Origin of the sequence: Legionella genomosp. 1 (genome assembly GCF_900640215.1) — a bacterium.
GTDB classification, from domain to species: domain Bacteria; phylum Pseudomonadota; class Gammaproteobacteria; order Legionellales; family Legionellaceae; genus Legionella_C; species Legionella_C quinlivanii_A.
The window spans coordinates 16,268-27,802 of record NZ_CAAAJH010000019.1; the positions used below are offsets into that span (position 1 = coordinate 16,268).

Sequence of the window (11,535 nt, forward strand, 5' to 3'; positions counted from 1 at the left end):
TCATGCGTATATCAACTAATCAGATTTACAGACGCGGCCTGGATAATATCCTTGAGCAGCAACTACAGGTCTCCAAATATCAGGGCCAGCTGTCTTCTGGTAAAAAAGTTCAGTCGCCTTCCGATGATCCAATTGCCGCTGCCAAAATCAGTTTAATGAAACGGCGAATTGCTGCTACCGAACAACTTCAGAAAAATAAAGAAGGCGCGCAGGCGGCTGTCAGTCTTGAGGAGCAGGTTCTTGGAAATACAGTAAATGTAGTTCAGCGCATCAGAGAACTGCAGGTACAAGCTGGCAATTCTGCACTTTCAGAAGCTGATCGCCTTTCCATAGCCGGTGAAGCCCAAACATTGCTTAATCAACTGCTTGATCTGTCTAACAGTCAGGACAGTAATGGCTACTATATGTTCAGCGGCGGCTTAACTGGAACACAATCTTTTAGCAAAGACAGCAGTGGCCAGTATGTTTACAATGGCGATGACACCCAACGTTTTCAGAATGTGACAGACAGTATGGGTGTGGCACTGAATGACGCGGGTTCGGATGTGTTTATGCGTATTCGTAATGGGAATGGCTATTTTGCAATCAATGCAACTGGTGCGCCTAATACGGGAACCGGGGTCGTGAGTTCAGGAGGGATTGTTAACTCGACGCCTTATGTACCTGATAATTATACACTGCAATTCAGTTTGAACAGTTCTAATCAATTGGTGTATATGATAAGCGGTGCGGCTGTGGGTAATGTCATCCCGCCTACCGGAAATCCCGACGATGCGCCCTTATATTCAGACGGTGAGTCGATAAGCTTTAATGGAATCCAGTTTAAGGTAAGTGGAATGCCCAACCCTGGAGATGATTTCTTAATTACCCCCGCCAGAAACGAATCTGTTTTTTCTACTGTGGAGCGGATGATTAATAATTTAAAACAGCCAGTGACCACTCCGGCTAATAAGGCGGCTATTGAAACTGAAAATAACCAGATTTTAGAACAGTTAGACAGTAGTCTGGATAACTTGCTTGCTTTCCAGTCTCTAACAGGAACCAGGCTCAATCAGTTGAGTATCGTTGAAAAATTAAATGACGATTTATTGCTAGTCAGCCATAGCACATTAGACGGGTTGGAGAATGCAGATTTAAATGAAACTGCTGTTAATTTAAATCTCCAGCTGATATTTCTGCAAGCTGCCCAGCAAAGCTTTGCCCGCATTCAGGGGCTAACCGTATTTAATTACCTCTAATCAATATCACTTTAATATTGGGGTAAACTCTGGTCGTCTGAACGTCCTCCTGAACGCAGTGAAGGATCTCCTGAATCTGGATCAGCTCTAAGCAGTTTGAGATCCTTCGCTACGCTCAGGATGACGTACCTGGGGAGCAGGATGACGTACCTGGGAGTTACGTTAAAAGTAAGAATATAAGGAGGAGATATTAGGAGTGTTCAAAAACTATCTATTTCCTTGCCCCAACAGCAATGTGAATTTAGCGTAGCCTGGTTGTCGCCTTGCGACAACCGGGGTTTCTTGAAACTTATACTGAAAAAACCCGGTTGTCGCAAGGCGCCAACCAGGCTACATAGGATGGAGTCAAGCAACGGGGTGCTCATTTTGATTTTAAATTCATTACTTATCATTCCAAAGAAAGATTTTTAAATCAACTTTACCCTTTTCGACAATAACACCTTCTGCTTCTAGCTTGCTTTTCTGAGTCTCGAAAAGGGGAGAGGACTGTGGAAAAGAAAGTTGTCCGTTTGATTTGATAATTCTATGCCAGGGAAGATGGTGTTTATCAGTGCACGAATGAAGCAGCCAGCCCACTCCTCGAGCTCCTTGCGGACTACCGGCGAGCCTGGCGATAAGTCCATAAGTGGCAACACTACCTTCAGGTACCGAACGAATGAGTCTGATTACATTTTTAGAAAATTCGGTGCGATTGTCTTTCATGAATACTATTGTAGAAATCGTAGCAGATTATTGAATCCTACATTGATTTTAAATCATTTACAGAAGTTTGTATGCTACCAGTTTAGCAGGGACTTTAAGCCCCAAAATATAAACTATACTAGATGTACATATTTCTATCAGAGATTACAATGGGAAACAAGAAATCAGGTCATAGATTTAAAGATAAACTGATATCGGATAAAGAATTAGAAAATGTTTCTGGTGGTAGATCAGGCCCAGTAGCGCCAGGATTTTCACCCAGTCGTGCTTCTTCAAACTCCTCATCTACCAAAAGAAAGCGCCCTAAATAAAGTGCTTGAGAGGCGCGCTAATTCTGCTGCGCCATTTATTATGTACTGGAGTTCTAAAAGGTACAGATGGAGGAACCTAATCCTCTTTTTTTGTGGCAATGCTCGCTTTTCTTAACAGTTGTTCCATTGTCTCTGCGTTTAAAGGTCTGCTAAGCAGATAACCCTGAATTTCATCACATTCCTGATCTTTGAGAAAGTTCATCTGGTTTTCGCTTTCCACTCCTTCGGCCAAAACCCGAAAATTCAGGCTTCTTGCCATTGCGATGATCGCTTCGATAATGACTTCGTCGCTTCTGGATTTTGAAATATTCTGTACAAATGATTGATCGATTTTCAGGCGATCAATGTGAATTTGTTTCAGATAATTGAGGCTGGAGTTACCGGTACCAAAATCATCCAGTACGATTTTTACTCCAATTTTATTCAGTTCATGTATCATGCGCTGGACCTCAACATGAGTAATAATCACATTTTCTGTAATTTCAATTTCCAGATATTCTGGCGGGATTTGATATTCATTAAGAATAGATTGAACTGTTTCGGCAAAATTCCACTGTTTTAGCTGATGTGTGGCGACATTCACAGCCACTCGAACCAGTGGGAGCCCACGATCGCGCCACTCAATTATTTGTCGGCAGACTTCACGAATCACCCACTCACCAATAGGGATGATAAGCCCGGAGTCCTCGGCTACTGGAATAAAATCCAGGGGTAAAATAACACCTTTTTCAGGATGCTGCCATCGTATCAGGGCCTCTAATGCCAACAAGCGTGTTTCATTCATATCAAACTGGGGCTGATAAAGCAGGAAAAATTCCTGATTGTTTATCGCTCGGCGCAATTCATTTTCCTGTTTCAGGCGCTTCAAACTCTGATGATTTAACTGATTGATATAAAATTTGAGCTGGTTGCCGCCTTGCTCTTTGGCCATATACATAGCCAAATCTGCGTGTTTTAGCAGAGTATTTGCTGTTTTGCCATCAGTGGGATAAATACTGATGCCGATACTTGCACTGGTATTAATTTCCTTACCCAGAATCATGAATGGCTGAGTAAAGAGCATTAAAATCTTATGAGCGACATTGAGGCTTGCTTCCGATTTATTCAACTCAGGAATTAGCATGACAAATTCATCACCACCCAAACGTGCCAAAGTGTCCTCTTCCCTCACTAATGAAGAAAGCCGTTTTGCTACAGCGCATAACAATTCGTCGCCAAATTGATGACTATAACTATCATTCACCAGTTTGAAACGATCAAGGTCGAAAAAAATAATTGCGAAATAACGCTCATGCCTGGCAGAGGATGCAATTGCCTGCTGAATGCGATCATGGAGTAGTACCCGATTGGGCAGCCCGGTTAGGGGATCGTGTGTAGCCTGATATTCGAGTTTCTGTTCCAGTAGTGCCTGATCGGTTATATCGCGAAAACTCCATACCCGACCCACTGTTTCATAATTTATTCTGAGGGGTTGAGAACGGCATTCGAGAATCCTTCCTGTTTTAAATTTAACCACAATTTGACTAGTTTCATTGATGTTTTCAGCCAAATGGTCAATCTGGCTTAATAATTCACCCGCATCCTGCAGTTGCTCAACCATGTATTCCAGCATTAATGTCTGATTACCCAAATCCATGATTGATTCTGGTATTTCCCACATAGCAATAAATTTAGTATTGTAATCTATAATTTTTTTATCCAGATTGACGACCAGAATGCCATCAGCGGAAGATTCAATCGTTGCCCGCAATAGCGAAAGCGATTGTTGCAAGGACTCCGTTTTTTCTTTAACAATGCGATTTAAGGATTCTGTATGGCTTCTGGATTCTTTGGACAAGATCCATTTCTTGGTCAATGCACAGGCCAGTTGACGCACAGCTACTTTGTCGAATGGTTTTTTAAGAACAAGCAGATTATCTGTCATCCCCAAATTAGTGACAGTTTCTTCCCAGGAGTAATCCGAATAGGCGGAACAAATAACGACCTGAATTTCCCGGTCAATTTCCCACATGCGCTTAATTGTTTCAATTCCATCCCAGCCTGGAGGCATGCGGATATCTACAAAAGCGAGTGCATAGGGTTTTCCTGAGTAATAGGCGGTCTTTATTTTTTCAACACCTTCCATTCCCTGGGATGCTGTATCAATTTGAAACTCTGGAAGTAAATTAAGATTTTCTTTAGGCTGGGTTTCGCCAAATAATTCCATATCCAGTTTATCAAACAGTGGAGACCTTTTTTCTGTGGTCAGAACTTTGATGAAATCCTGATGAATGGCGGGATTATCATCAATAATAATAATGCGTAATTCGATGTCATTCATTGAAAATCCGTTTCGGTTGAAGATTATTTTTCTGAGAGGGTAGTGTTAACCTGAATACTGCCCCTTTACCCAACCCTTCACTGTAGGCCGTCAATGAGCCTCCCATTTCCTGAGTGGACAATCCCGAGCTATGCAAGCCGAAACCATGCCCCTCTGTTTTGGTAGTAAAACCAAAGGAAAATATTTTATTCAAATTCTCAGGGTCAATTCCCGTACCATTATCTTTTACAGTAATATGGATGCTGTCATTATGCTTTTGAGCGGTTACTTCAATTTCCTTATTGTTGTTAATATTGCTTAAAACGGCATCTTTTGCATTGCGAATTAAATTAACTAATATTTGAAGCAACTTGGATTTATCTGAAACGATAAAAACGGGCTCAAGATCTTTTTTAATTTCAATGAACGTATCTCGTGCTAAATTAATTGACAACTGTAAGGCAGTGTCGATGATATCCGGAATAAAAATTGTTTCCTGGACTCCGGGTACGCCGCTGAAACATTGCTGCATCGAAACGATATCTTTAATATGATGTAAATCCCTGCTGATATTAGCAATTTCTGCTTCGCATTTTTGATTGTTTTCAATAATAATCTCGCTTAATTTTAACAAGTACTGGGGGATCAATCTGCCCTTGGGATCTTCATCAAAGTAGTTGGCTAAATCTTTTTCGTTATTCCTAATCATTTCAATGACCTGCCCCAATTTCTGATAATAAGGTTGTTTAAACTCATCTCTTAAAATATTTATAGAAAGATTGGAGCTGTTTAAAATATTACCGATATTATGTAAAATTGATGTCGCTACTTCGGACATGCCTGCTCGTCTGGCGGATTGCATAAACTGCTCATGCAATTCTTGAATTTTTTCTTCTGCTTCTTTTTCTTTGTGAATATCTCTGATAATTCCGGTTAGTTGGCCAGGCTCTTCAAGACAGTGAGCAATAATGTGAAACCATCGGTATTCACCTGTAGAGTCTTTAATTTTAATTTCGCAGTCATAATTAATTTGCATGTTTATAGCATTGCTCACCAGCTTTTGAAGCAAGTCGTGGTGATCAGGGTGTACCAGCTTGAAAAACTCGTTGTAATCTGGAGCTCCATGCAAAGGGTCCAGATCAATAATTCTATAAAGTTCCTTCGACCAGATGGCATTACCGCTATTATTGTCATAAAACCAGTAGCCCATTTTTGCGATATGCTGAGCCTGCTCGAGTTTCTCGTTGAGCATCTGCATTTCCCGAGAGGAAATATCCATTGACCGTTCTATCAGATATCTGTCTTGATCTGCTTCCTGATAGGTTTTATTAATACGAGAAATCAACTCTTGCCATTTATCCAAATCAGGCGGCAACTCATCAATTTTCAATTGCAGTCGGTTTAACTGTCTGGCTAAGAGCTTATGAACTTCCATCGCATTTCTCTCTCATGTAACAGCGATTTACAATTAATTGCTTTCATAATACGTTGTCAGGGTCATGGTTTGATTATGTAATTCACAGCTTCCCAGATTAAAAGGACTAAGCTCGCCATAGGAATAAAATCCAATCTGCGTGGTCGTGGGAGGCAGGGCTTCCAAAGTAGATTCAGTTTCCTCTTCGATTCGCTCTCCTAACAATAAACGTCTTCCTACGCAACTTACGGCAATTGCCAAAACCGGACAATTTAATGGCTCTTCTTTGTCATAGAGCCTGTTTTTTGCCAATTCGCCAGCCTCATAAGCACTGGTGATCAAGCGATCGAAATTAGCCCGCATTAATTGAGCCTGATAGCCCATCGGCATGTCACCTGCAAATATCAGGGATTGAGTTTTTTCATCGACCCCCAGAATTGTTCTGACTAGCTGAACGGGATTTTTGGTACCTCCATCTTTTATAGCCAGGGGATACAGTAACCCTGAGGCAGGTAATTCAGCTGCCCGTTCACCGAGATATTCTTTATATAACTGCAGGGCTGGTTGATTATCCAGCTCGTATAAAATATTTCCTTCAGAACGCGTGATGCGCCTGGCCGGCCCAAAAATATCCCAGCCTCCCTGTGAGGCGTGGCCTACATGAATATGATTACCATAAAAACCCACAGCGACTACATAATTGTCAACGATTTCACCATTACATAATGTCCAGGTATGGCTGAAATGGCTGCCGTCTGCCGCCAGCCCTCCAGTAATAATTAAACCCTTCTGGGGATTGGCATTTAAACCTTTGACCAGGGCTGTACCATTAACGGTTAAGCCATCAGATAAAACAAAAATACTCCGCAGAGAAAGGCTTTGTAGCTCATTAGCAATTAACTCACCAGCCTTATAGGATTCTGCGGGTTGAGCTACCTTGGCTGTGCATAAGCGAAGTGCGGTTTTATCAAACTTTATAACAGCAACTGCCAGGCTTTCATCGACAATGTGAGAACCGAATATTTCTCCGGCTGTGGAGCATCCTATGATTTTAGATTTTTTATAAGTATCTGCTAACTGCCTTATAGGAACCTGATAATTAAGAAAAAAAGGGGAGGAAAACACTAATACCAAAGTATTTTCTGAATCAATTTGTGGGAAGCTTTCGACACTCCATCCTTTATTTTTTATATACTGAAATGAGTGAATTTGCATGCTTATACTTTTCCTGGTTACTATTCAGCGTCACTAGGAAAAGTATAGTTTATAAAATCAACAATTTCTCAGGCTAGACACCCACTTCCTCGTTTGGCACTTCAATATCATGGGCAAGAAGACGGCGATAAGCTCGAAAATAAGTGATAGGGGATTGAGCGAATAAATCAGTCAGTTTTTCCATATATATACAGGCGAAACGATCTACTTGATAGGCAAAATAACTCTCTTCAGCGCCAGCTCGAAATGTTCTGCCCCAGCGCTTGTTATAAAAGGTTTGCTGTTTTTGTAACAAGGATGAGATCTCGGTGTCAATGGACACAATTTTTTGTTGCAGTTCGCTTAAGAGTTCTTTTCCTTCCTCAAAATGCTCTTCGATAATTCTGGAGTGAAGTTCAACATATTGTTTCTCCATTTTTTTCTTTGAATTCATTGAGGCAATAATTTCCTCCTCAATCGGAAGAGAATTGACCTGTGCCTGAATTTCTTCGCCAAGCTCTTCAACAACCAGAGCAGTACGCCAGTTGCAATCTTTTTTCAGACGCAGGATATCGCCATAAATGTGATCTCCAATATAGAGAATTTCATCGCCATTTAACTGCAGATCGTCGGTAAATTTTCTGGCATTCCCCCCCTGATAAACACCATGACTAATCAAACCATTCGTGTTTGTCATCGTGCCATCCTGCGGGTTAACCGTCAGAAAGCGAAGATTGTCATAAAAAAAGCGGGGTTTATTAGCAAGCGTGATGACTATCTCAAAAAAATCCTGCCAGGTTTCGTTTTGGCCGAGGAAAGGATTGATGGCAAAATCAAGTAAAAGTTTGGAATAAAAATAATCGGAATTCGTCAGTATAAAAATCTTCTTACCATAGTGGACATAGCGTTTCAATCCAGCCACAAGTTCAGGATCCTTTTGGACGAAACTCTCGAGGTGCTGCGCGATATAGTTTTTGATACTGCCGTCCGAGTGGGCTGTATCGACACAATACAAAACGTCCCGGGCAATTTCTGAATAGCTGGGCAAATCATCCGGAGATTCATCCTTGTAATCCACTAATTGGCCATACAAAACGCAGAACGCAATTGAGAATGAGGTATCAATTGCCATGTAATTGCTATCTTTTAAATCCACATAGGTGCTGCGATAGATTTCTTTCTGCTCGGCAAAGCTGATTAGACGGGTGCCGTGATAGCTTTGTCGTATAGCACCATAACGGCTTAACTTAAGAATATTTCCATTTTTACTGTCTATAATCAGGCCGCGAATTGCATCTGAAAAGTTAAAGCTAAAATTCAAGACAGCTGATGGATATTTTTTTTGCTCAACCAGTTTCCTGACAACGATTTGATAAACGAGAGCCTCAAAGTTCTCTGTATTATATCGAATAAGTGTATGATCCATATCCAGACCAATATACTTAATCTTTTTCATATTCAATATTCGGTTCACAAACACAGGCTGAGACATCTGACTTTCCTTACCAGTTATTCAAATTGGGCAATCTGGTGCAATTATCCACAAAAATGCTCCTGCAAATTAACCAATTAATGTTTCTGCCACAAGAGGCGATGACAATGGCCTTTATAGCACTACAGAACAAATTATTCTACTTTTCCATCAGTTAGAAGAGAGGGGCTTATTCTTTTGCAGATTATTGTTTATCATTCTCGCAGGCGTTAAAGCTAGCTAAGGAGTACAGAATGACAATATCCTATGATGAATTTGAAAAAGTTGATTTACGATCAGGCACTATCGTAAAAGTTGAGCCATTTACAAGGGCCAGGAAACCGGCCTATAAAGTCTGGGTTGATTTTGGACCGGAGATCGGCGTACTGCAAACCTCCGCTCAAATTACAGTGCACTATACGCCGGAGTCTTTACCCGGGAAAACAGTGATAGGCTGTGTAAACCTGGGAGAGAAAAATATCGCGGGATTTACCTCACAGTTTTTGCTGGTCGGCTTCTCAGATTCGGAAGGGGCCATATGCCTGGCTACGATTAATCCCCTTGTACCCAATGGTAAGAAAATGCATTGATCTCAGTGCAGCCTTAATGGGATAAGGCTGCGAATCAATAAGCCTGTTTGACACAGATGACCTCTCAATTATCACTTTGTGTAGTAAATTTAATACGCTTACCCATGAACACATGGAACAAATCATGCAGATATTCGATACCAAAGCAAATGTGGAACACTTCGCTCAATCCATACCTTTTGGAACCATAGCTGCCAACCACTACAACTTGTCGGTGAGCAGCTATGTGAAAGCAAAAGACAATAGTGGAGTCATTGATATTACAAAGCTCAATGCCGAGATAAAAAATACCGTTGCTAAAATCAACCAGCACGTAACGATATTGATGCGATTGTGGCATATTAGACCGCTACATAAGCCTTAAAATAGCTCTGCATTCGCTTTAATGACTTATATTTAATTAATAGAGAATTGCTCCTGTCTTTTATACCTGTCACGATTATTCATAGAAATCATAACCAATTGTTTATTAATAATTATATTTCTCAAGTCGGTTGCTTGTTTCATTACTCCCCAAGAGCCTATAAAGAGCACGTTATTAAAATTATGCAAAAACGAGCGCGTGCTTTAGGCCTTGAATTAAAACCAATTCTAAAACCAGATCCAAAAATTCCCTAGAAGAGATTTCTTCTATAAAATGTAAACAGTTTCTACCCTACAATCATTATCGTCTGGCAAATAATTTTCTTTAAATTCTTTTAAAACTTCGTTAATTTCTGCACAAACTTTCTCATAACTCTCTGGAGCTAAATTCTTTAAAATGGCAAGCTTTAAATCATTACCATATACACCGTTATATTTCAGATAATCCTCATATAAAACCTGTTGATTTTCCGCCTTTAATTGCTTAAACGTTTTTTTGCATGAAAAATATTTCCTAGCTAGATCTACTTTATTATGAAGTTTCTTTAATTCTTTCAAATCAGGCCTTAGACTGAAGTTATGCTCTTCAAGAAAAAGACTGTCGCTTTTTTTTAAAGCTTCATATTGCTGTTTTGTAGTAACATACTTAAATAAAATGCTAAAATCATGGCTTTGCAAAGCAAATTCTTTATTTAAAATAGCTGTTATTCTTGTATTTATTTGATTGTATAGGTCTATAAGTTGCGAGTATATATAATTCATCCTCCTTGCTTGATGGTGCAGTGATAGTGTTGTCATGTTTAGTGAATTGATGCTAGCAATCTTATCCCAAATAGAATAAACCCATGCTGCTTCATACTTTTGATCTTGGTAAAAATATTTCAGGTAGGATGATTGAATCCTAGTCAGCGCTCTATCTAATTCTATAGAAGATAACAGAGGAGGAGGAGCATCACTAAAGAAACAAATACAAGAGTAAAAAATTGACTTATCTTTTCTTTCTTGTCGTTCTTGATCCTGTTTTTCTTTCATCAATTTTAAATTGACTTGTAAGATTTGTATTAAAGTTTCTTTTAACGGTGTAAAGTCTATTTGCCGCATATCACCCAGCTCTGCTTTTCCTTTCATTACATTCCACCTATATTTACACAAACTACTTTTTCTAGCTCTGTATACTAAGACTTTGAGTTATTGTCAATTATGGTGTACGCGTAAAATAGTAAGTTACATATCCGCTTGATTGTTCCTGCTAGTAAAATGAATGCGCGAACCACTACGCTCGCGCACTTTGGGTACTTTGACAGCCACATCTTCAATACCTGTTTGAATCGTTCTTTCTTGTAAATAACCATTGCGAACAACGCCTTGTCGACCATCTGCTAATTTTATCCGTATACTTAGAACGCATCGCACCCGGTCCGAAATATATTAAAATAGGTCGTTCTATTCGCTATTTAAAAGAAGATTTAGATATATGGTTAGATCAGCAAAGAAAGCCGTAATATATGCGGCTTTAATTTAACTTCGCTTTGCTACATAAAAATAGAGTGGTTATGCCTATAGATATTATTCATAATTGGATTTTTGAATTCTTACTTCATGCTAGCCACCCTCTAATAGTTTCTTGTATAAATCATCCGCTAACTTATCGTAATTAGTACACTCTTCTAAAAACTCGGGAGTTATTTTTATCTCAGAAATAACTCGCCATAAATCCATATTTCTACCCTGTTTTGGTTTCCAATATTTAATAATGATAAAGTCATTTAAAGGTTTGATGGTTAACCTATTGAGTTCATCATTAAAATCTATTTTTTCATTTTGGTTTGATTTTAGCCAGTCCAACAATATGTTTTTCATCATTATCACCTTTATTGAGGTACCTTTTCATATTAGATGAAATATGGGAGGCTATTTAAATATACGAAACATATTTAGCGAAGAGCTTCAGAA

The 11,535-nt window shown here is 39.6% G+C and carries 10 protein-coding genes and 1 pseudogene; 3 read left to right on the forward strand and 8 right to left on the reverse strand.

Annotated elements, in window-relative coordinates; translation table 11 throughout:
- Positions 1–2 precede the first annotated feature (2 nt).
- Complete coding sequence (gene flgL, locus E1O89_RS14110; RefSeq protein ID WP_133140712.1) at positions 3–1,238, forward strand: flagellar hook-associated protein FlgL; 1,236 nt, start codon at positions 3–5, stop codon at positions 1,236–1,238.
- 381 nt (positions 1,239–1,619) lie between these two features.
- On the opposite strand, the gene E1O89_RS14115 is transcribed toward flgL, so the two are convergent.
- The 5 genes from E1O89_RS14115 to E1O89_RS14140 form a co-directional block, all read right to left on the reverse strand.
- Positions 1,620–1,940 (reverse strand): MGMT family protein, encoded by a 321-nt coding sequence (locus tag E1O89_RS14115; protein WP_133140713.1) that lies wholly within the window; start codon positions 1,938–1,940, stop codon positions 1,620–1,622.
- Between the two features lie 387 nt (positions 1,941–2,327).
- The gene (locus E1O89_RS14125) at positions 2,328–4,571 is read right to left on the reverse strand and encodes an EAL domain-containing protein (protein WP_133140715.1); all 2,244 of its coding nucleotides are present in this window, start codon (positions 4,569–4,571) and stop codon (positions 2,328–2,330) included.
- The gene (locus E1O89_RS14130; protein WP_133140716.1) at positions 4,564–5,985 is read right to left on the reverse strand and encodes a sensor histidine kinase; all 1,422 of its coding nucleotides are present in this window, start codon (positions 5,983–5,985) and stop codon (positions 4,564–4,566) included. Before E1O89_RS14130 ends, E1O89_RS14125 begins: the two co-directional genes overlap by 8 nt.
- 33 nt (positions 5,986–6,018) lie before the next feature.
- The gene (locus tag E1O89_RS14135) at positions 6,019–7,179 is read right to left on the reverse strand and encodes an FIST signal transduction protein (protein ID WP_133140717.1); all 1,161 of its coding nucleotides are present in this window, start codon (positions 7,177–7,179) and stop codon (positions 6,019–6,021) included.
- 73 nt (positions 7,180–7,252) lie between these two features.
- Positions 7,253–8,650, reverse strand: coding sequence for an HAD-IG family 5'-nucleotidase (locus tag E1O89_RS14140; protein WP_133140718.1), 1,398 nt, complete (start codon positions 8,648–8,650; stop codon positions 7,253–7,255).
- A 233-nt stretch (positions 8,651–8,883) separates the two neighbouring features.
- Here E1O89_RS14140 and E1O89_RS14145 point away from each other — a divergent pair, with 233 nt between their 5' ends.
- Positions 8,884–9,219: a tRNA-binding protein gene (locus tag E1O89_RS14145; protein ID WP_133140719.1), complete on the forward strand. Its 336-nt coding sequence runs from the start codon at positions 8,884–8,886 to the stop codon at positions 9,217–9,219.
- Between the two features lie 124 nt (positions 9,220–9,343).
- Positions 9,344–9,583: a hypothetical protein gene (locus tag E1O89_RS15815; protein WP_410054775.1), complete on the forward strand. Its 240-nt coding sequence runs from the start codon at positions 9,344–9,346 to the stop codon at positions 9,581–9,583.
- Positions 9,584–9,849: 266 nt separating this feature from the next.
- On the opposite strand, the gene E1O89_RS14155 is transcribed toward E1O89_RS15815, so the two are convergent.
- The 3 genes and pseudogenes from E1O89_RS14155 to E1O89_RS14170 all read right to left on the reverse strand — a co-directional run bounded on the left by E1O89_RS14155 (position 9,850) and on the right by E1O89_RS14170 (position 11,445).
- Positions 9,850–10,710 carry a hypothetical protein gene (locus tag E1O89_RS14155; protein ID WP_133140720.1) on the reverse strand — a complete coding sequence of 287 codons (861 nt, stop codon included), beginning with the start codon at positions 10,708–10,710 and terminating at the stop codon, positions 9,850–9,852.
- A 120-nt stretch (positions 10,711–10,830) separates the two neighbouring features.
- Positions 10,831–10,968 (reverse strand): annotated as a pseudogene (locus tag E1O89_RS15820) (IS256 family transposase); the annotation flags it as partial.
- A gap of 216 nt (positions 10,969–11,184) precedes the next feature.
- Positions 11,185–11,445, reverse strand: coding sequence for a hypothetical protein (locus E1O89_RS14170; protein WP_133140722.1), 261 nt, complete (start codon positions 11,443–11,445; stop codon positions 11,185–11,187).
- Positions 11,446–11,535: the final 90 nt, after the last annotated feature.

What these genes read in the sequence shown, in the direction of transcription:
- flgL (WP_133140712.1), top strand. Translation starts at nt 3, where the DNA reads ATGCGTATATCAACTAATCAGATTTACAGACGCGGCCTGGATAATATC.
- E1O89_RS14115 (WP_133140713.1), bottom strand. Translation starts at nt 1,940, where the DNA reads ATGAAAGACAATCGCACCGAATTTTCTAAAAATGTAATCAGACTCATT.
- E1O89_RS14125 (WP_133140715.1), bottom strand. Translation starts at nt 4,571, where the DNA reads ATGAATGACATCGAATTACGCATTATTATTATTGATGATAATCCCGCC.
- E1O89_RS14130 (WP_133140716.1), bottom strand. Translation starts at nt 5,985, where the DNA reads ATGGAAGTTCATAAGCTCTTAGCCAGACAGTTAAACCGACTGCAATTG.
- E1O89_RS14135 (WP_133140717.1), bottom strand. Translation starts at nt 7,179, where the DNA reads ATGCAAATTCACTCATTTCAGTATATAAAAAATAAAGGATGGAGTGTC.
- E1O89_RS14140 (WP_133140718.1), bottom strand. Translation starts at nt 8,650, where the DNA reads ATGTCTCAGCCTGTGTTTGTGAACCGAATATTGAATATGAAAAAGATT.
- E1O89_RS14145 (WP_133140719.1), top strand. Translation starts at nt 8,884, where the DNA reads ATGACAATATCCTATGATGAATTTGAAAAAGTTGATTTACGATCAGGC.
- E1O89_RS15815 (WP_410054775.1), top strand. Translation starts at nt 9,344, where the DNA reads ATGCAGATATTCGATACCAAAGCAAATGTGGAACACTTCGCTCAATCC.
- E1O89_RS14155 (WP_133140720.1), bottom strand. Translation starts at nt 10,710, where the DNA reads ATGAAAGGAAAAGCAGAGCTGGGTGATATGCGGCAAATAGACTTTACA.
- E1O89_RS14170 (WP_133140722.1), bottom strand. Translation starts at nt 11,445, where the DNA reads ATGATGAAAAACATATTGTTGGACTGGCTAAAATCAAACCAAAATGAA.